The 19,844-nt window shown below is 69.5% G+C and carries 14 protein-coding genes; 3 read left to right on the plus strand and 11 right to left on the minus strand.

All coding sequences use genetic code 11. From position 1 onward, the window contains the following. Positions 1 to 128: 128 nt before the first annotated feature. A complete protein-coding gene (locus AC6JA9_RS17045; RefSeq protein ID WP_223746875.1) occupies positions 129 to 845 on the minus strand; it encodes a response regulator transcription factor in 717 nt (238 codons plus the stop codon). Continuing rightward, positions 842 to 2,671 carry a sensor histidine kinase gene (locus tag AC6JA9_RS17050; protein ID WP_223782935.1) on the minus strand — a complete coding sequence of 610 codons (1,830 nt, stop codon included), beginning with the start codon at positions 2,669 to 2,671 and terminating at the stop codon, positions 842 to 844. The genes AC6JA9_RS17045 and AC6JA9_RS17050 overlap by 4 nt, the downstream gene beginning before the upstream one ends. Before the next feature lie 230 nt (positions 2,672 to 2,901). On the opposite strand from AC6JA9_RS17050, the gene AC6JA9_RS17055 reads away from it, so the two are divergent. Together AC6JA9_RS17055 and AC6JA9_RS17060 are read left to right on the plus strand one after the other, a co-directional pair. Then, positions 2,902 to 3,642 carry a pyridoxal-phosphate dependent enzyme gene (locus AC6JA9_RS17055; protein WP_497960143.1) on the plus strand — a complete coding sequence of 247 codons (741 nt, stop codon included), beginning with the start codon at positions 2,902 to 2,904 and terminating at the stop codon, positions 3,640 to 3,642. A 228-nt stretch (positions 3,643 to 3,870) separates the two neighbouring features. Further along, complete coding sequence (locus AC6JA9_RS17060) at positions 3,871 to 8,793, plus strand: myxosortase-dependent M36 family metallopeptidase (protein WP_497960145.1); 4,923 nt, start codon at positions 3,871 to 3,873, stop codon at positions 8,791 to 8,793. 966 nt (positions 8,794 to 9,759) lie between these two features. On the opposite strand, the gene AC6JA9_RS17065 is transcribed toward AC6JA9_RS17060, so the two are convergent. From AC6JA9_RS17065 to AC6JA9_RS17075, 3 genes are all read right to left on the minus strand, one after another. Continuing rightward, positions 9,760 to 10,509 (minus strand): hypothetical protein, encoded by a 750-nt coding sequence (locus tag AC6JA9_RS17065; protein WP_497960148.1) that lies wholly within the window; start codon positions 10,507 to 10,509, stop codon positions 9,760 to 9,762. A gap of 123 nt (positions 10,510 to 10,632) precedes the next feature. Beyond that, positions 10,633 to 10,839 (minus strand): hypothetical protein, encoded by a 207-nt coding sequence (locus AC6JA9_RS17070; protein ID WP_074957590.1) that lies wholly within the window; start codon positions 10,837 to 10,839, stop codon positions 10,633 to 10,635. A gap of 100 nt (positions 10,840 to 10,939) precedes the next feature. Continuing rightward, positions 10,940 to 12,385, minus strand: coding sequence for a C39 family peptidase (locus tag AC6JA9_RS17075; RefSeq protein ID WP_497960151.1), 1,446 nt, complete (start codon positions 12,383 to 12,385; stop codon positions 10,940 to 10,942). Between the two features lie 168 nt (positions 12,386 to 12,553). Between AC6JA9_RS17075 and AC6JA9_RS17080 the strand changes: the two genes are divergently transcribed. Beyond that, positions 12,554 to 13,546, plus strand: coding sequence for a hypothetical protein (locus AC6JA9_RS17080; protein WP_497960152.1), 993 nt, complete (start codon positions 12,554 to 12,556; stop codon positions 13,544 to 13,546). 64 nt (positions 13,547 to 13,610) lie between these two features. On the opposite strand, the gene nadE is transcribed toward AC6JA9_RS17080, so the two are convergent. The 6 genes from nadE to AC6JA9_RS17110 form a co-directional block, all read right to left on the minus strand. Next, a complete protein-coding gene (nadE, locus tag AC6JA9_RS17085) occupies positions 13,611 to 14,606 on the minus strand; it encodes an NAD(+) synthase (protein ID WP_046713037.1) in 996 nt (331 codons plus the stop codon). Between the two features lie 22 nt (positions 14,607 to 14,628). Further along, positions 14,629 to 16,206, minus strand: a complete 1,578-nt coding sequence (locus tag AC6JA9_RS17090) for a class I adenylate-forming enzyme family protein (protein ID WP_497960153.1) — start codon at positions 16,204 to 16,206, stop codon at positions 14,629 to 14,631. A 195-nt stretch (positions 16,207 to 16,401) separates the two neighbouring features. Beyond that, entirely contained in the window at positions 16,402 to 18,369 is a 1,968-nt protein-coding gene (asnB, locus tag AC6JA9_RS17095; RefSeq protein ID WP_497960155.1) for an asparagine synthase (glutamine-hydrolyzing), read from the minus strand. A 12-nt stretch (positions 18,370 to 18,381) separates the two neighbouring features. Next, complete coding sequence (locus tag AC6JA9_RS17100) at positions 18,382 to 18,636, minus strand: acyl carrier protein (RefSeq protein WP_141323149.1); 255 nt, start codon at positions 18,634 to 18,636, stop codon at positions 18,382 to 18,384. Positions 18,637 to 18,727: 91 nt separating this feature from the next. Then, positions 18,728 to 19,318, minus strand: a complete 591-nt coding sequence (locus AC6JA9_RS17105; protein ID WP_141323150.1) for an acyltransferase — start codon at positions 19,316 to 19,318, stop codon at positions 18,728 to 18,730. Continuing rightward, a complete protein-coding gene (locus AC6JA9_RS17110; protein WP_223746885.1) occupies positions 19,315 to 19,818 on the minus strand; it encodes an acyltransferase in 504 nt (167 codons plus the stop codon). The genes AC6JA9_RS17105 and AC6JA9_RS17110 overlap by 4 nt, the downstream gene beginning before the upstream one ends. Positions 19,819 to 19,844 lie beyond the last annotated feature (26 nt).

Genomic DNA, 19,844 nt, shown 5'->3' on the forward strand with positions numbered 1-19,844 from the left:
CCACGCCATGCGGCGTCTCTCCGGCGTGGGCGTCTTGGCTTCGGAGCGCCCCGTCCACGCAGGATTCAAACTACGAAGTCCCGGGTGGGCGATGGCGAAGGGCCGTCCATCTGTTGGTCATGGTTGCGTCATGGTGACGAGACCTCCATCCGGTACCCCACACCGCGCAGCGTGTGGATGCTGAAACCGGAGGCGCTCGTCCACCCGAGCTTCTTCTTCAGACTGGAGACGAAGTTGTCCACCGTGCGCGGGTCCACCACCACGTCACGGCCCCACACCGCGTCCAGGATTTCTCCCCGGGGCAGCGCGCGCTCGCGGTGGCGCAGGAGGTAGGCGAGCAGGTCGAACTCCGTGCGCGTCAGCTCTACGCCCGTGCCATCCGGCTTCGTCACCGTGCGGCGTCCCAGGTCCAGCGAGTACCCGCCGAACGTCGTCACCTGCGCCGGGGCCGTGCCCGCACGGCGCACCAGCGCGCCCACCCGCGCGAGCAGCTCCCTCAACCGGTAGGGCTTGGTGAGGTAGTCCTGCGCCCCCGCCTCGAACCCGCGGACGATGTCGTCCTCGAGCGAGCGCGCGGTGAGCATCATCACCAGGCTCTTCACCCCTTGCGCCCGCAGGCGCCGGCAGAAGCTGTAGCCGTCCTCGCCCGGGAGCATGACGTCCAGGATGAGCAGGTCGAACTCGCGCTCGCGCAGGAGCGGCTCCGCGTCTCGCGCGCTCGGGGCCTCGGAGACGACGTAGCCCTCGTCCAGCAGGTTGTCCCGCAGGCCCACGCGCAGGTGGGCGTCGTCCTCGACGATGAGGATGGTGGGACGGGTGGTGGAGGGTGTGGAGGTGGTGGTCATCGACGCGGCTCGTGAAAGGTCAGCGCGAACGTGGTGCCCTCGGGCGTGGACGAGGCCACCTGGATGTCGCCGTGGTGCAGCTTCATGATTTTGCGGCAGAGCGCCAGTCCCAGGCCGCTACCGTGGACATCCTGTCCGGGAGGCGTCAACCGATAGAAGTCCTGGAAGACGTTCTCCCATTCATAATCCGGGATGCCCACGCCGTTGTCGCGGAAGAGCACCGTGCAGCCGTGGCCTTCAATCACCCGGGCGCTCACCGACAGGCGCACCGGCGTGCGTTGGTTGTACGCACACGCGTTGCGGCCCAGGTTGGAGAAGAGCAGTCGCAGGAGCGTGGGGTCCGCCTCCAGCTCCGCGTCGTTCAGGTCCGTGGTCAGCTCCACCGGCGTGGAGGTGGCCGCGGCCAGGTCATCGCGCAGCGGGTTGACCAGCTCCTCCAGCCGCACCCGCGAGGGGCGCAGCGTCCAGCGCCCCTTGTCGATGCGGTTGAACGACAGGATGTTCTCCACCAGGAAGTGCAACCCGTCCGCGGCCTGGACGATGCGCGTCGGGTAGTCGCGCACCTCGGGCGCGTGCGCCAGCCTGCGCTCCAGCGTCTCACCCATCAGCCGGATGGAGGCCAGGGGCGTGCGCAGCTCGTGCGACACGGTGGCGACGAAGTCGCTCTTGAGCTCGAGGAAGCGGTACTTGCGCTGCTGAGACACGACGGCGAGCGCGACGATGGCCGCGGCCAGCACGCCGCACACCGCCACCAGCAGCGTCTTCAGGCCGTAGCGCGCCTCGATGTCCACCTCCGCGCGGGACCACTCGGGCAGGTCCACGCGCACGGGCAGCTCGCGGACCGGAATCGCCGGGCGGTCGCCCACCAGCCGCACCTGACCGCCGTTGCCGAACAGGCCGCGCGCCCGCATGTCCTCGGCGATGGGGACCAACTGCGCGGCGATGTCCACCGCGATGCCGTAGACGACCTCGCCCCGGGGCTCCACGTACCACTGCTGGCCCAGCAGCGTGGGCTCCACCAACTGCTCGGGCATCACCAGCGCGCCCGCGCCCGTCTCTCTCGAGCGCTCCAGGAAGTCCCCCATGGGCTCGCCCAGGGCGCTGCTCAACAGGAGGATGCGCGCCTGCAGGAAGTCGAAGTCCGCCTGCGTGAAGCGCGAGCGCTCGCGCAGCAGGTCCCGCTGCAGCCCCGCGCCTCGGCCGATGCCGCCGAACTCCTCCGGCAGCCCCTCGCGAAGCAGCGAGCGCACCAGCGGCGTGGAGCGGGCCCCCTGCTGCAGGTGCTCCACCGCCAGCAGCAGGAACGGCAGCTCCTGGTCCGCGGGCAGCGCGTGGTTGGCGTGGTAGCGCAAGAGCTCCTCCACCATCGCCGTGGCTCGCGCGGGGCTGCCCTCCCGGAGCGCGGACTCGGCCGCGCGCAGCCGGGCCAGGCGCGCCTCCCACGGGCCGGGCGTGGCGCCGTCCCGCAGCTGGTCCGCGAGCGTCTCGTACAGCGCGCGCGCGGGCATGTCGTGGCCGGGCAGGGGACGGGTGAGGCGGGGGAGGAACTGGTGGCCGCGGAACTGGAGGTAGAAGCCCTCGCCCGGCGCGAGCGGGTTGTCCACGGCGGCGTGGATGGCGGAGACCTGCTCCTCCAACTGCCGCGCGAGCACCTGGCGCAGCGACTCCGTGGCGGCGTGCGCCAGCGCGTCCCGGCGCGAGCGCACCTGCGCGTGCGCGTCCTCACGCTCGCGCGTGAAGATGCGCTGGAGGCTCACCAGCCCCCAACCGAGGGCGAGGAGCCCACAGCCCAGGGCCACGAGGGTGGGGAGGAGCCGGCGCAGCATGTGTTTTCGCTGCGGGCCACTATCGCACAGCCCCTGGCTTCCGGAGCGCTTTCACATCACCCCCGGGGACAGGGCCAGTGTCCCTGGCGGGCGGACGGCCGGGCTCGCGGTCCACGGGATGACAGCCGCGAGGGGAGGGGACTGGCCGACAATGCAAGAGGGTGCCGAGCTTGCGTCGTGGGCCCGAGGAGTCCACGCGGGGCCCTCACTCAATGGAGGGAGGTCCGCCCATGCACTTTCCCCTGTCACGGCTGTCCCCCGAAGGGCCGGTGGTGCTGTGGGGGGGAGAGCTTCCCTCCGGTGGTCTGAAGTACCTCACCTTCTCCCGCTACCTGGAGACGGTGCCGGAGGGTGCGTGTGGACTCGTGGAGCTGTCCGGCTCCTCGTCCTCGCTCGCGCTCGACGCGCTGGGCCGCGAGCGGGGGCTGCCCGTGCTCGCGCTCACCGACACGGCCGGCGCCGCGTACCTGAGGGACCAGGGCTTCGGCGGCGAGGTGCGCACCGTGCGCCGGCTGTCCGAGGCCTGGGAGGTGGCCCTGGGCTACGAGCGTCAGGGGTGGTGCTGGCCCCGGCAGCTCTCCAATGGCGCCCTCGTGGGGTGCGTGGAGGGCTGGGCGGGCGAGCTGCGCGACTTCGTCCGGGACGCCTTCCCCTCCGTGCGGCGGGTGGTGTGCGGCTTCGGCACCGGCGCCACGCTGGTGGGCCTGCACCGCGCCTTCACACCCCAGGGCTATGAGGTGGTGGGCCTCCAGCCCGCGAAGGGCTCGTCGCTGCCGGGCTGGCGCCGGTGGCAGGAGCAGAACCTGGGCAAGGAGGACCTGTTCCATCCCCACCGCGAGGAGGTGGTGCTGGAGACGGCCGCCCCCAAGCACTCCGATAGCCTCGCCGCGCTTCTGAAGTATGCTCGCGCGGAGACGCACCCGGAGGAGATGCTCGTCATCGGCCACAACGCCCGGCCACCGTTCGGGTGACGCCGCGCGCCCGGATTCGCGTCTGGGAATAATCCTAGACGTGAATTCCTGGCATTGGCCGTCAGGCTTAGCGTCTATCCTGGGTTTGCTGGCACCCTGAGGGAGTGAGTTCAGGGGGGCCTATTGTGTTCATAACAAAATAGTAAATAACCTCTGGACGCCCCAGCCGAGCAGGCGTCCGACGGCGAGGGGCCCTCCTCCTCAAACCCCCGAAAGAGGTTGTCGTTCATGAAGCGTCTCTGGATGGGCACAGTGAGCGCCGTGCTCGCCGTGCTGATGTGGTCCCCGTCGGTCTCCGCGCGAGGGGCCTCGGTCGATGCCTTCCTCCGCTCCCCGGCGGATCGCTCCCTGCCTTCGTCCGCGGCGAACGCACCCCAGCGCGGGCTGCGCATCAACAGCGTGGAAGGCCGCCTGGGCGTCCCGACGTTCGTCTTCAGCGAGCGCGCCCTGAACGCGACGTCGGCCCCGAAGGCCGCGCGTCCCCTGACCAAGGCGAGCGTGAACGCCTCGGCGCGCGAGCACCTGCGCGGCGTGGCGGACCTGTACCGCCTGGGCTCCGCGGATGTGGATGGCGCGGAGCTGCGCCAGGTGCACCTGCCCAAGGACAACGACGGCGCGGTCATCGCGACCTACGGTCGTCGGGTCAACGGCATCGAGGTGTTCCGCAACGAGGTCAAGGTGGTGATGGACCCGAGCCAGCAGCTCGTGGCCATCTCCGGCTACCTCCAGCCGCGCAACAAGGATGACGAGAAGAACGCCCAGGCCTCGGCCTTCCGCGTCTCCGCGCCGCAGGCGATTGCGCGCGCGTTCCAGGACGTGACGGGCGCGTCGCTGGATGCCCGGGCGCTGGCGCCTGCGGGCTCGCAGGGCGACTACAGCCACTATTCGGTGGACCGCAACCTGCTCTCCACGCACGGCTTTGGCGATGCGCCGCGCGCGAAGAAGGTCCTCTTCCCGCTGCCGGACGGCCTGGTCCCCGCGTACTACGTGGAGATCAACGCGGGCCTGGCGAGCAACCCGGACGCGAACTACGTCGCCTTCGTGGTCAACGCGCAGGACGGCTCGGTCCTCTTCAAGCACGACCTGACGAAGTCGGAGGCCTTCACCTACCGCGTGTGGGCGGACCCGGCGACCAAGCTGCCCTACGACGGTCCCCAGGGCAGCGGCGCCACGCCGCACCCCACGGGCGAGCCCGACGGATACCAGGAGCCGCTGGACAACCCGGCCAACCTGGTCACCCTGCAGAACTTCCCGTTCAGCAAGAACGACCCGTGGCTGCCGGCCAACGCGCAGGTGACGACGGGCAACAACGTCGACGCGTACGCGGACCTGGGCGGCACTGACGGCTACCAGGAGGGCATCGACCTGCGGGCGCCCCTGAGCAACGCGGGCTCGCGGACGTTCGACTACACGTTCGACGTCACGAAGTCCCCGGCGTCCAGCGTCGAGCAGCGGCAGGCGGCGGTGGTGAACCTGTTCTACGTCACCAACTTCCTGCACGACTGGTTCTATGACGCGGGCTTCGACGAGGCCTCCGGCAACGCCCAGATGAGCAACTACGGGCGCGGTGGTCTGGAGGGCGACAGCCTCCGCGTCGAGGCGCAGGACTTCGGCGGCCGCAACAACGCCAACATGGCCACCCCGGCCGACGGCGCGCGTCCCCGCATGCAGCAGTACATCTTCGATGGCGTCGCGGAGCTCGTCGTCTCCGAGCCGTCGCCCCTCGCCCGGGGCTACCTGACGTACAACGCGTCGTTCGGCACGCGGGTGTACGACGTCTCCGCGGACTTCGTCGTGCCTCCGTCTCACGAGGATCCGGCGATTGCCTTGGGCTACCGCCGTGGCTGCGCGGACGGGACCGGCGCGGACCCGTACGGCGGTCAGAAGCTCTTCACGGGCAAGATCGCCCTCATCGAGCGCGGTGACTGCAGCTTCGGTTTCAAGGTCCTCAACGCCCAGAACGCGGGCGCCGTGGCCGTCATCATCACCAACAATGCCACGGGCGCGCTGGGCACGATGGGCGCCAGCGGCGTCCCGGCGGTCGACAATGCCATCACCATCCCCTCGCTGATGGTGTCCAAGCCGGACGGCGATGCCTGGCGTACGGCGCTGGAGTCGGCGGCCGTCAAGGGCCGCCTGCGCCGCAACGCGGACCTGGATCGCGACGGTACGCTCGACAACGAGATCATCGCGCACGAGTGGGGGCACTACATCTCCAACCGCCTCGTGGGGAACGGCTCTGGCTTGACGAACAACCAGGGCGGGTCCATGGGCGAGGGCTGGGGCGACTTCCACGCGATGATGCTGTCCGTCCGCGAGGAGGACCGTGACCGCAATGGCAACAACAACTGGCAGGGCACGTACGGCATGGCGGGCTACACCCAGGCCGGTGGCCGTAACGACGGCTATTACTGGGGCATCCGCCGCGTCCCGTACAGCACGAACCTGGCGAAGAACGGCCTGACGCTGCGCCACATGGCGGACGGCACGGCGATTCCGGCCGACGTCAAGTCGAACCCCGACTACGCGGGCTCCAACAACGCCGAGGTGCACAACGCCGGCGAGGTCTGGGCCACGATGCTGTGGGAGTGCTACGCCAGCCTGCTCAACGCGCACCCGTTCGGCGAGGCGCAGGACCGCATGAAGCGCTACCTGGTGGCGTCGTACAAGGCCACCCCGTCGTCGCCGACCTTCCTCGAGGGTCGTGACGCGCTGCTGTCCGTCGTCGCCGCGGCCGACCCCGCCGACTACCAGCGCTTCGTGGCGGCGTTCGCCAAGCGCGGCGCCGGCTTCGGCGCCCGGGTGGCGGACCGCGACAGCGCGGACCACATCGGCGTGGTGGAGAGCTACCAGACCGGCAACGTGCTCGAGGTCGTGAGCGTCACGCTGGATGACTCCTCCGTGGGCTGCGACAAGGACGGCGTGCTGGATGCCGGCGAGACGGGCCTCCTGCGCGTCACGCTGCGCAACGTGGGCGCTGAGAGCGTCTCGGGCGTGACGGCCACGGCGGCCTTCAACGAGTCGAGCGAGGGTGTCGCGGCGACGTTCGGTGGCGGCAACACGCTGACGTTCGGCAACATCGCGCGCGGTGGCACCGCGGTGGCGACCATCCCGGTCTCCCTGACGGCGGCGCCGGCGCAGGCCGATGGCGTGCTCGCTGTCGTGGGCGTGGACGTGACCTTCCCCATCACCCTGCTGCAGGGTGGGACGGTCCACGAGTTCCGCACCAACGTGAACTACGACGAGGTCGCGAACTCCTCCAACACGGACTACGTCGAGACGCAGAACACCAGCTGGACGAACTCCACGTTCAACTACCGTCCGCTGTGGCAGAACGGTCATGCGACCACGGGCTACTGGCACGCGGCGAACGAGTCGGAGTCGCGTGACATCCGCCTGACGTCGCCGCTGTTCGACGTCGCCCAGGGCCAGAACTTCGTGCTGTCCTTCTTCCACCGCCACTCGTTCGAGTCCGCCGTCGTTCAGGGCCAGTGGGTGCACTTCGACGCGGGCGTCATCGAGGTCTCCGTCGATGAGGGGCCGTGGGAGAACTGGTACCTCTACCTGACGGCGGCCGAGCGGGCGCGGCTCACGAACCAGGGCATCATCGACGCGGGCAACCCGTACATCGGTGACTGGCCGGGTTACGTGCGCATGAGTTCGGACTACCCCAGCTTCATCCCGGCGCAGACCAACTTCGGTCGCATCTTCGGCGGGCACCAGGTGCGTCTGCGCTTCCGCCTGGGCACGGATGGCTTCGTGGGTGCGTATGGCTGGGACGTGAGGAACATCCGCGTCACGGGCATCACCAACACGACGCCGTTCTACTCACGCGTCGCGGAGACGGGCTCCGGGACGTGCAACGTGGCGCCCATCGCCGAGCCGGGCATCTCCCAGACGGTGACGGAGTACGTCGTCGGCCCGAACGGGACGCGCACGCTGCGCGTCATCACGCTCAACGGCTCCGCGAGCTTCGATCCGGATGCCGTCGCGGGCAGCACGCTGACGTACGCGTGGACCCAGATTGGCGGCCCCGCGGTGACGCTCACGGGCGCCGACACGGCGACCCCGAGCTTCACGGCGGAGGTTCCCGCGGCCACCATCTTCACGTTCCAGCTCGTGGTGAGCGATGGCACGGACTCCAGCCACCCGCGCGTGGTGCAGGTCCTGGTCAACAACGTGAACGCGGCGCCCGTCGCGGTGGCCCGCGTGAAGGACAACGGCCCCACGACGGTGGACGAGCGCTCGGGCAGCGTCACGCTCGACGCGACGGGGTCGTCGGATGCGGACGGCGAGCCGCTCGACTTCGCCTGGACGCAGACGGCGGGCCCGGCGGTGGAGCTGGATGACGACACCAGCGCCACGCCGACCTTCACGCCTCCCGAGGTGACGGCGGACACGGCCTTCACCTTCACCCTGGTCGCCAGCGACGGCATCGCCGCGAGCGCTCCGGCGACCATCACCATCACCGTGCGCAACGTGGACCGTGCTCCCGTGGCGAACGCGGGTGAGAACCAGACGGTCAACCAGGGCAGCCAGGTGACGCTGAACGGCAGCGCCACCGACGAGGATGGCGACACCATCACCTACGCGTGGACCCAGACGGCGGGTCCGTCCGTGACGCTCACGGGGGCCGATGCGGCCACCGCGACCTTCACGGCGCCGAGCGTGACGGGGAACTCCGTCGACCTGACGTTCAGCCTGGTGGCCACGGCCGCGGGGCAGGCCAGCGCGGCGAGCACGGTGACGGTCACCGTGACGCGCACCAACACCAAGCCGGTGGTGAGCGCGACGTCGAGCTACACGGTGCACGAGGGCTCGGGCGTGAAGCTCACGGCCACGGGCACGGACGCCGACGGTGACGAGCTGTCGTACCGCTGGGTGCAGGTCGCGGGTCCCACGGTGAAGCTGGATGGCGCAGAGACGGCCCAGGCCTACTTCGTGGCGCCCGAGGTCTCCGAGACGACCATCTTCCTGTTCCGCGTCCGGGCGAACGACGGCGTGGCCAACAGCGACACGGTGGACGTGGCGGTGACGGTGCGCAACCTGACGGACAGCGGCGGCTGCACCGCGGCGGGTGGTAGCGCCACCAGCGCGCTGCTGCCGGCCCTGGCCATGTTGGGCCTCGCGCTGCGCCGTCGTCGCAAGTAATGAAATGAGCCCGCCGGCCTCCGTGTGAGGTCGGCGAGCGGAGTGTGAGGGGCGGTCCCGGGATGTCTTCCGGGGCCGCCCCTTGTTTTTCAACGGGCTCGCGTGCGAGGTGCTCGGGGAGGAAGTGAGGATGCGGATGACCAGGACGTGGAATCAAGCGCTGCGGTGGACGTGCTGTGTGGCAATGGTGTGGGCGCTCGGGTGCAAGGGGGGAGGGGAGGAGCAGCGTCGTGACGCCGCCTCGGCGCCGGAGACAGCGCCCGCTGCCGAGGCCCCCAGGTCGGCGGACGTGCCGGAGTCGAAGGAGCGCCCCCGGGTGGCAGAGCCGGAAATGGACGCCGGGCGCACGGTCTGCCCGGAAGGTCAGTACCTGTGCTGCGACGGGAGCTGCGGCGACAGCAAGGGATGCCCTGGCATTGCGTGCGACCCGCGCCGGATGCCGCCGACCATGACGAAGTAGCGGCCTCGGCGCGCAAGCTCGTGCGCGCCCAACGACTTGCATGGCGCGGAGGGGCGGGCGACGGCGCTCCTACTCGGGAGTGCTCTGCTCCCAGGGATTGACACACCGGGTTCTCCGCCTGTTCGCGGGAGCGTCGGCTGCGTCAATCGTGCTGGGGAGCTCCTTCCCGTAGTAGGTGAATCGCAGCTCAACGAGCTTCTTCGCGCCATGGGCACGGACCACGAGTGGCGTGCCCGCGAGGATGCCTCCACCGGGAGGGCCCGGGCAGGTCATTCCCTGGCGCTGCCCATCGCTCAACTCAATGTCTTCGTCGAGCACGACGAACTGGGCGGGGCCATACCACCCGTCCAGAATGTAATCCCGAGCAATGATGCTTGAGAGAATCCCCAGGAGAAAGCCGCCGAGGATGGCAATGGAGGTCCTGGTTCGTGACATTGAATGGCGCTCTCGCGCATGTCCGCGGATGTCTGTCTTTGCAAGCGCAGACCTCCTTGTGAATCATTGCGTTACTGGTCGCCGAAGCGTCCCTCGCGAGGTCCGCGAGGGCGGGAGTTCATCTGCTCCTCGCGCCGCATGACCTGGTACTTGGCCAGCTGCTCCGCGTCGAGCATTCCCTTCATGACCTGGTCCGTCTCCTCGCGCTGGGCTCGCAGGGCCTGGCGGATGTCACGCGCGGACTTCGTCCCGGCGCGGACCTCGTCGAACAGGGTGTTTCGGGAGGTCTCCTCCTGCTCCAGCCGGCGCGTCAGCTCCTGCTCCTGCGAGTAGTTCAGCTTCGCCTCGGACACCAGCCGCTTCACCCGCTCCTGGCGCTGCTCCTGCCCGCGGACCTGCGCCTGCATCCACTCCTCCTGGCGCCGGTTGAGCTGCTCGGTGCGCATCTCCTGCTGCACCGAGCGCATCGCGTCCTTCAGCGCCTCACGCCCGCCCTCCGTCGTCAGCGTCTCGCCCGCCATCAGCCCGCGCACCTCGTTGCGCAGCTGCTCCAGCTCGCCCGCCGCCACCGCGGTGCCTCCGCCCGCGGGCGCAGTGCCGGGCTGCTTCTCCAGCTCCATCAGGCGCCGGGACAGGCTCAGCGTGGTGTCCTCGAGCGCCTGGATGCGCCGCTCCAGGGCCTCCTGGTTCGCGGGCCGCTCGGCGACGGGCTCGGGCGTCTGGGACGGGGAGGGCGCCTCGACACGCCCGGGGGCCCAGAGGGCCACCGCGAGCGCGGCCGAGGCGAGGACGAAGGAGGCGGGACCCAGTAGCTTGTTCATGGCTTCTCCGACGGGGACGGCAACGACGTATTCCATACCCCGTCGCGCCCACCTGGCTCCACCCCGTCGTGGCCCTCCGGGCGCCAGGCCCTCGCGCGGCTCCTCGCCCGAGGGCCCTCGGCTTCAGCTCCGGGGCTGCTCGGCCTTCGCCGGGTCGTCCATGTCGATGGGGCCCTGACCCGGACCCAGCGGCAGAGCGCACTCGTCGCACATCCAGAAGCGGACGATCATCCCGTTGTCACCCGTGGAGACGTAGGTGGAGCCGACCACCTCGCCGCCCTCGGTCTTCTTGCAGGAAATGCAGGTATGCGTCTGCTTGCTCTGCGTCATCTGGGAGTCCTCGGGGTGTGGAAACGCGGACGGACCGACACCCTCGCCGGAGTGCCGGTCCGCTCGAAGTCTACTTCACTCCATCCAGGCGCGGGTCATCTCACCCGATGGACATCTGGTAGCCGCCGTTGGGGTTGGAGTTCAGGAAATGCCGCATCTGCTCGGGCGTAATCGTCTTCACGTTCGCGTCCGCCGGGTCGCGCACGATGAAGTTGCCCTTGGCATCCATGCCCGCCACCGTGACGTAGTGGCCGGACGTGCGGCCCTCGTTCTGGTGCGGCGGCATCGCGTGGTAGTCGCCGTTGGCCACCACCAGCTTGCCCTGCTTGAGCTGGTCGGCGATCCACTCCACGTTGGCGCCCGGGCCCTTCGTCACGGCGTCCTTGCCCATCGCCTTGGCCATCTTCGCGATGCCGTTGACGTCCGTGCCGTTGCCCGACGTGCCGCCAATCCGGCCCAGGTGGTTGATGAGCTGGGCATCCGTCATGTCCTTGCCGTATCCAAAGGCACGCGCGATCTGCGCCATGGACGTGGGGCCGCAGTTGGCCGGGCCATTCGTATACGAGCCGTCCTTGCCCGCCGGGCTGTACTGGCTGATCTGCGGGACCTTGCTCGGGTCCACGCGGCCGTCACCCGTCACCGGCGCGGCGCCGTCCGTGGCCTGCGGGCCCGTGGGCTTGGGGTTCAGGTCCACCGGGCCCGGCTTGTTCGTGCCCGGCGTGAAGGTGCTCTGGTCCTTGCCCGCGATACCCGGCAGCTTCAGCGTGTCGCCCGCGAAGATGAGGTTGGGGTCGGTGATCTTCGGGTTGAGCTGGCGGATCTGGTTGATGACATCCCAGTGCGAGCCCTCCATGCCCTTGGCCTTGAGCTCGGAGGCGATGCCCCACAGCGTGTCGCCCTTCTTGATCTCCCGGTCCGACGCCGCCACGGGCGTGCGCGCGTCGTCCGTCTTGCCCGGCGTGAGCCCCGGCTTGCTGCCCGGCTTCGACGTGTCCGTGCCACCCACCGTGGTGTCGGGCACGTCGGCCGTCGTCCCGCTCGGCGTCTTGCCGCCCGGGAACAGCCGGCTCATGTGGTTCTGGATCTTGTTCTGGTAGTCGTAGCCCCGCGCGTCGTTCATGTTGCCCGCGCCCCGGTGCCACTCGCGCGCGGCCGCCATGCCGCTGCCGTGCTTCTTGGTGAGGTCACCAATCGTCTTCGCCAGGAACTCCATCTGCTTCTCGGGCGGAATCGTCTTGGCGTTCGCCCCGCGGCCCACCTGCATCCCGGACCACTTCTCGAACGAGGGCAGCAGGCCGTTGTCGTCCAGGCCGATGAGCCCATGGCCCGTGCCGTCCGCGTGCACGCCGTGGTTCTTGAAGGAGGACTCCTGCGCGACGATGCCCGCGAGCACCTTCGGGTCCGCGCCGTACTTCTGCGCGTACTTCTCGATGTACGGCCAGAGCTGCTGGAGGTTGAGCTGCGCGTCGCGGCCCTGCGGCAGGCCCTCGGCCTGCGCGGAGGTGGGCGAGTACGTCTGCTGGCGACGCTCGATGCGAGGAGACATGGGGTCACTCCACGAGTGGAGAAACAGGGGGTGTGGGAACGACTGATGACCGATTGTCGGCGGCTGAGAAAAAGAGTTGCGGCGACCCAGGTCGGTTTGGCCTGACTTCCGGGTTCGGAGAGCGATAGGAGTCGCCCTGTCTGGGTGAATCCACACAAGGAGTCGCGAATGAATGCACTGCGTTACGGACTCGTGACTGGCGCGGCATTGTGTCTGTGGGCGGGCCTCGCGGCCGCGCAGCAACAGTCGCTCACGGGGGTCTATGCCAAGCAGGGCGGCTCCCTCGTGGTGCTTGAGGGGGATGGGCAGACGCTCGTTCAATACGAGTCAACTTTTCCACAGGGCCAGAGCATGGGTGCCTGTGAATGCACCTTCGCTGTCCAGAAGAAGACCTCTCCGAAGTCGTGGGCCCTGACGACCTTCCAGTCCCAGGGGAAATGGACGCTGTATCTGGAGCCCAACAAGCTGGTGCTGAAGGGGCCTGGGACGGATTGCTGCGGGGCGGGGTGGTCCGGACAGGACAGCTTCTCGCGGCCATTCAGCCGAGCGCTGTCGACGTGCACGGTGAAGGCGAAGGAGGCGCGCCTGCAGCCGCTGGATGGGAGTCGGCAGGGGCCCACGGTGGTGAGCGGGGACAAGGTGGAGGCGCACGCCGCGTCACCGTTGCCGGACGTGGTGCCCGTGCGCGTGGTGAAGGGGACACAGGTCGTCACGGGCCTGTTGCCGGGTGGTGAGCTGGACTGCGGGACGCAGGCGGCCGGCGTCGAGGCCGCGTCGTCCGGGGCGCTCAAGGCCCTGGCCGGCAAGTGGCTCCAGGTGCGCCGCAAGGGCAAGGGCTACCTCATCGAGGAGTGGTGCGGGGCGAACACGCCCTCGGTGACGGTGGACGCGGCCGGGTCCATCCTCATCGACTTCGGCCAGGATGACCTGAAGGGCCAGGTGAAGTCCGTGAAGTCCGAGGCCCGCGGCGGCTCGACGCTGCAGGTGGCCTATCCGAGCGGTTCCAGCGAGACGCTGAAGTGGACCGTCACCGACGCGAAGCGCAACGTGATGCGCGTGCAGGGCGGGAAGGACTATTTCCGCGAGGGGTATCTCTACGTGCGTGACGACGCGCGCAAGGACATCCCGGTGAAGGCTGAGGTCTGCGAAGAGGAGGAGTAGTCGCCCTGTTCGCGAGGGACGGGAGGCGAGGGCGCCTCCCGTCTCTTTGGCACGGCGTCGTGCTTCAGCCGAGCTTGAACGGCTCCAACTCCGGCACCTTCTCCAGCAAGAGCGGCGGCGAGTGCAGGTAGGCCGTGCTGCGGCGCTTCTGGTCGATGTCGTCGTAGACGCGCTGCACCTGGGTGGGCGTCAGGCCCATCACCTGCGCGGCCTCGTCCGTGGGCACGTCGTGGTTCTTGGCCCACATGAGCAGATCCAGCTGCGAGTAGTGCACGGAGAAATAGAAGTCCTCCTGCGACTGGGGAAGGCTGAAGGTGTCCGTGGTCGGCTCGCCGCTGGTGATCTCCTCGATGACGCCCAGGTGCCTGGCCAGTTGATATGTCTGGGTTTTGTAGAGGCCGGCGATGGGCTTCACGTCCGCGGCGCCGTCGCCCAGCTTCACGAAGAAGCCCTGGTCATACTCCAGACGGTTGGGCGTTCCCGCCACCGCGAAGTTCAGGCGGTCCGCGTGGAAGTAATCCATCATCTTCCGCGTGCGCTGCTTGAAGTTCGTCGCGGCGACAATCTGGGTATAGGCCTGGGGCGGCAGCCGGAAGCGGCGCTCCTCGCCATTCACTTGCACCACGACGTAGAAGAAGTTCACCGCGTCCGTGTTGAGCCGGTCGCCGTGCATGACGATCTTCCACTTCATGTCCGGGGTGAACTCCGGGAAGACGGAGCGCACGGCCTCGTCGCGCTGGCGATAGCAGCCGGCGGCCTCGAGGATGGGGGCGATGTCGTGGAGCTGGTATTTGATTCCCAGCTTCTCGCAGAGCTTGCGGCCCAGCTGCGAGCTCCAGCCGCTGGAGTCGCGCTCGGGCAGGAGGATGCCGAAGACGCGCTCGGGGCCCAGGGCCCGCACGGCCAGGGCCGCGACACACGCGGAGTCGATGCCGCCGGAGATGGCCACGACGAGGCCGCGCTTGCGCAGCTTCTTGAGCACCGTCTCGCGCAGCCCCTCGGACAGCTCGGCCGCCTTCGCCTCCCAGTCCAGCTCCAACACCTGCTTGGAAAACTTCATTGTGTGACCCCTCTCGAACCCTTCACGACGAACCGATGGATGAATATTGGGTGCGCAGCTCCGCCTTGAGCACCTTCCCACTGGGCCCTCGCGGCAGCGCGTTCGTGAACACCACGTGCCGGGGCACCTTGTGTGCCGGCAGCGATTCCCTGCAGAAGCGCCGCAGCGTGTCCTCCTCGACCGTGGCTCCTTCCTGGAGCACGACCACGGCGCAGGCCGCCTCTCCGCCCAGCGCGTCCGGGACCCCCACGACGGCCACCTCGCGCACCGATGGGTGCCTCGCGAGCTGATGCTCCAGCTCCGCCGGGCTCACGCGGTGGCCGCCGACCTTGAGGATCTCCTTCGCGCGTCCCACCAGGAAGATGAAGCCCTCCGCGTCGCGCCAGGCCAGGTCTCCGGTCCACAGCCAGCCGTCGCGCAGGATGGCCGCGGTCTCCTCGGGGGCGCCCAGGTAGCCCGGCGTCACGTTGGCGCCGCGCGCCACCAGGTGGCCTGTCTCGCCCGTGGGGAGCGCCTTGCCGTCCTCGCCGACCACGCGCAGCTCGACACCGGGAATCGCCACGCCGATGGAGCCCGCCTTCTCCGCGGCCCGCGTCGGGGGCAGGTAGCTCAGTCGCGCCGTGGCCTCGGTCTGGCCGTACATGACGTACAGCTCGGCGGGGTAGAGGGCTTCGCGCGTCCACTGGATGGTGTCCGGAGACATGCCGCCGCCGGCCTGGGTGGCGTAGCGCAGACGGAGCTTCGAGAGGGCCTCCGCGCCGGCCTGGCGCTTGAGCAACTCGAAGGTGAGGGGGACGCCCGCGAAGCCGGTGCTGCGCTCCTGGGCCATCGCCTCCAGCACCACCTGTGGGTACATGAAGCGCGGGTCCAGGAAGACGGAGCCGCCCACGAGCAGGTGTGTCTGGAGGACGCTCTTGCCGTAGCAGTAGTGCAGCGGGAGGACCAGGTGCGCCCTGTCGCGTGAGGACAGGCCCAGGTACTCGACGATGGAGCGCGTGTTGGCGGCGATGTTGCCGAAGGTCTGGATGACGCCTCGGGGCGTGCCGGTGCTGCCGGAGGTGTAGACGATGGACGCGTGGGCGTGGGAGGGCGTGGTGGGCAGGGCGTCCAGCGGCGCTGCCTTTGCCTCGGGGTCCACCGCGCCGTCCTCTTGCACCCACGTGCAGGTGGCGGGGGCGAGCGCCTGGAGCATCCGCTCCGGTGGGCGCGTGGCGTGAATCACATACACGTGCGTCAGGCCCGGCTTTCCGGTCCACTTGCGCGCGTCCTGTCCGAAGACGAAGGCCTGTCGCGCGCCCGTCTGCGCGAGGATGGCGTCCACGGATGTCGCGCCCGTCTCACGGTCGAGCTCCACCGCGCATGCTCCCAGGGCCTGCACCGCGAGCCCTGCCACCGCGCCCGCCGAGCCGAGGGGCAGGGCGATGAGCACCTTGTCTCCGGCGGAGACGCCCGAGGCACGCAGGTGCCCCGCGAGCGCGGTCATCCGCTCCGCGAGCTGCGAGTACGTGAGCCGGGTCCACGGCGAGTCCACCGCCGAGGCCGTGGGGGTGCGCTGCGCGTGGGCCATGACCCACGCTGGTGCGGAGTCCGTCGCGCTCACGCGACCTCCTGAAGCACGGCTGGTTTAATCGCGGCGAAGATGTGCGCGGGGAGGTCGCGAGTAATCACGCGACCTTCCGATGCGGGACATCTGTGGTTGCGGCGAGGCGCGAGACCGTCGCGAGGGTTCACGCGACCTCCCGATGCAGGACATGTGCGGACGCACCAGCGCTCCGCACGTGAGCATCACTGCCGCTCATGCCGCCTCCAGCACCACGGCGTCGAGGTCCGCCTGCGGCGGTGCGCGCGGCGTGAGGAAGTGGTGCGCGAGCAACTGCGTCGACGCGATGGCAAACAGCGCCATGGTGTCCGCCTCGCTCTCCGCCGCGTTGGGAGCGCGCAGCTTGGCCACGAGCCGCTCCGCCTTGCGTGCATCGAACACCCCCACCTTCGCCACGGCCTCGGGCGCGAGCAGCTCCCTCGCCCACGCGGGCGCCTCCGGTCCCACCAGCGCTCCGGCAATGGGCGCACGGTACGGGAACTTGCTGCGCTCCAGGATGGACGCCGGAACACGGCCCTTCGCGTAGCGCTTGAGCACGTGCTTCTCGTCCAGCCCCTTGAGCCGCATGCGCTCGGGGATGCGTGCCGCCAGCTCCATCACCGACGTGTCGAGGAATGGGAAGCGCCCCTCCACCGCGTTGCCCAGCAGCATCCGGTCTCCCTGCGCCGACAGCAGGTATCCCGACAGCAGCGTCTTCGCCTCCAGGTACTGCGCGCGCGCCAGCGGCCGCCAGCGGGCCACGTGTGCGGGCACCGTCGAGAGCACCGACGCCGTCGGCTCCTCGTCCGCCACGCTCGCCGCGAAGTCCGGCGCCAGGAAGCGCGAGATCCGCCCGCTGTTCGCCCACCGCACCAAGTGCGAGAAGCCCAGGCTGCCCGGGTCCTCCAACCCCATGCCGAAGAACTCGCGTAGCAGCTCCACGTTCTGCTGGCTCACCGACAGGGTGGGGTAGAGCCGACGAAGCAGCAGCGGCCGCCACTTCGACGCCGGCTGCCGCGCCCAGAACTGCCGGACCTTCGTCTCCTTGAACAGGTCGTAGCCCAGGAACATCTCGTCCGAGCCCTCCCCCGTGAGCACCACCCGGATGCCGTTCTGCCGCACCCACTCGCTCAGCCGCAGGAACGGCGCGGGCGCCGAGCGCATCATCGCCTGCTCCGCGTGGAAGATGACGCCGGGCACCAGCGTGCCGATGTCCCCGTCGCGCATCTCCACCACGCGGTGCTCCGTGCGAAGCTCCCCGGCCACCGCGGCCTGGTGCTCGCGCTCGTCGAACCGCGCGTGCGCGAAGCCCACCGAGAACGTCCGCAGCGTCCCACCCAACTGCCCCTGCGCCAGCGCGCACAAGAGGCTCGAGTCCAACCCGCCCGACAGGTACGCCGCCACCGGCACATCCGCGCGCAGCCGCAGCCGCACCGCGCGCTCCAACGCCTCGCCCAGCTCCTCCTGGATGCGCGCGTCGCTGGCCGTGCTCGGCTCCACGCCGAAATCCAGGTCCCAGTACCTGAACGTCTCCAGCACCCCCGCGCGGAACCGAGCCGAGTGCGCGGGCGGCAGCAGCCGCACCCCCTCGAACGACGTGCGCGGCGCCACCGGCGACCACAGCTGGAACGTCTGCTTCAGCCCCCGCGCGTCCAGCGCCGGCGTCACCAGCCCGCTGGCGAACAGCGCCTTGGCCTCCGAACCGAACGCGAGCTGCCCACCCGGCAGCTCCGCGTAATACAGCGGGCAGATGCCCACCCTGTCGCGCGACATCCACAGCGTGGAATCCCTCGGGTCCCACAGCGCGAAGGCCCACTGCCCCTCGAACCGGCGCACACAGTCGATGCCCCACGTGAGGAACGCCGCGAGGATGACCTCCGTGTCCGAGCGCGTGCGGAACGCATACCGCCCGGCGAGCTGCTCGCGCAGCTCCACGTGGTTGAAGATCTCCCCGTTGAAGACGACGGTGAGCCCCGTTGCCGCGTCACGCATCGGCTGGTGGCCCCCCTCCAGGTCCACGATGGACAGCCGCGTGTGGCCCAGGGCCACCCCGTTCAACACCAACGCCCGCTGCGCGTCCGGGCCCCGGTGACGGATGCTCGCCGTCATCCGGACCAGCCGCTCGCCCGCCTCGGCCCCGGCGCCCCCTCCCGCCGGGTAGGTGAATCCCGCGATGCCACACATGGCGCGCTCTTTTCAGCCCGCTTGCGGCAGGCGCTGGTTCTGCTTGCGCTCGACGAACGCCACCACGCGCGTCAGCGAGTCCAGGTTCTCCGGAACCAGCTCCTTGTCCTCCAGCTTGATGCCGAAGTCCGACTCCAGGAACGCCACCAGCTCCATCATCCCCGTGGAGTCGATGAGCCCCTTGCGCAGGAAGGAGTCGTCATCGCCGAAGTCGTCCACGAAGAACGTGTCGACGATGAAGGTACGGATGCGTTCACGAATGCTCACGGTAGGACGTCCTGTCTGGAAGTGCGGTGGTGAAGTGATGGAACAAGCCGGGCGCGAAGCAAGACGCGCCCGGGACGAAGACTTGAGGTGCTCAGCTGCCCGTGTCGCGGGAAACCAGCTCCAGGCTCATGTTGCGCGCGGGGTTGCCCATGGCCAGCGTGTCGGGCGGCACGTCCTGGGTGACGATGCTCCCGGCGGCGACCACCGAGCGCGCTCCCACGCGCACGCCGGGCATGATGATGGCGCCGTGCGCCACCCAGACATCGTCCTCGATGATGATGGGCGCGGTGTGGAGCCCATCCCGGTCTCCCACGCGCACGAACGACGCGAACATGCACCGGGCCCCCACGCTCACCGAGCGCCAGGCCTCCAGGCACACCCCGTAGTTGAACTGCGTCTCGTTCCCGATGGTGAGCTGGCCACCCGGGTGGCACACGAGCGAGCTGGGCAGCATCCCCCCGGAGAACGTCAGCCGATCCCCGAGGACCATCTCCCCTTCGTTGTGCACGCTCACCGGCCCATAGGCCGCCACGTTGCGCCCCAGCGACTGGACGGCGCGGAACTGCCAGCGCGCGCGCACCATCGCCACCGCGCGCTCCGCGCGAGGCCGGGCCGCCCGGCCCATCTCCTCCAGCTGGGCGACCACTTCGGGAATCCGGACGAATGGGCTACGCGACGTCATCCCATCACCTCCCTGCGCAGCACCCTCGCGGGCGCTCCCCCCACCGTCACCCCCGCCGGAATCCGACGCGAGATGACGGTGCCGGGCGCCACGGTGCAGCCCTTCTGCAGCTGCGCGCCCGGCAACAGGATGGCACGACTGCCCACCGTCACGCCCTCTTCGATGACCAGGGGCACCGACGGAGGCCGCTCATGGCGGTTTCCCCTCAGCGGGTGGTGTTGGTTGTCCATCACCTTGCTGAACGGCCCCAGCCGGGCGCCCCGGCCCACCGAAATCGAGCTGAGCGCCTCCAGCGACGCGCCTCCCTCGATGTGGGCCTCGTCCCCCAGGATGATGACGCTCTGGGGCGACATGGCATGCAGCTCGATGGGCGCCAGCCGGCCATCCAGCACCACGCGGTGTCCCACGAGCACCCGGCCCGCGCCGTGGATCCACACGCGGCCCAGCACCGTGGGCGAGTCCCCTATCTCCTGACAGCGCCTCAACTTCAGGCGCGCCATGAGCTTCCCCCACTCGCGCGACAGTG

Source organism: Myxococcus sp. MH1 (assembly GCF_059738865.1).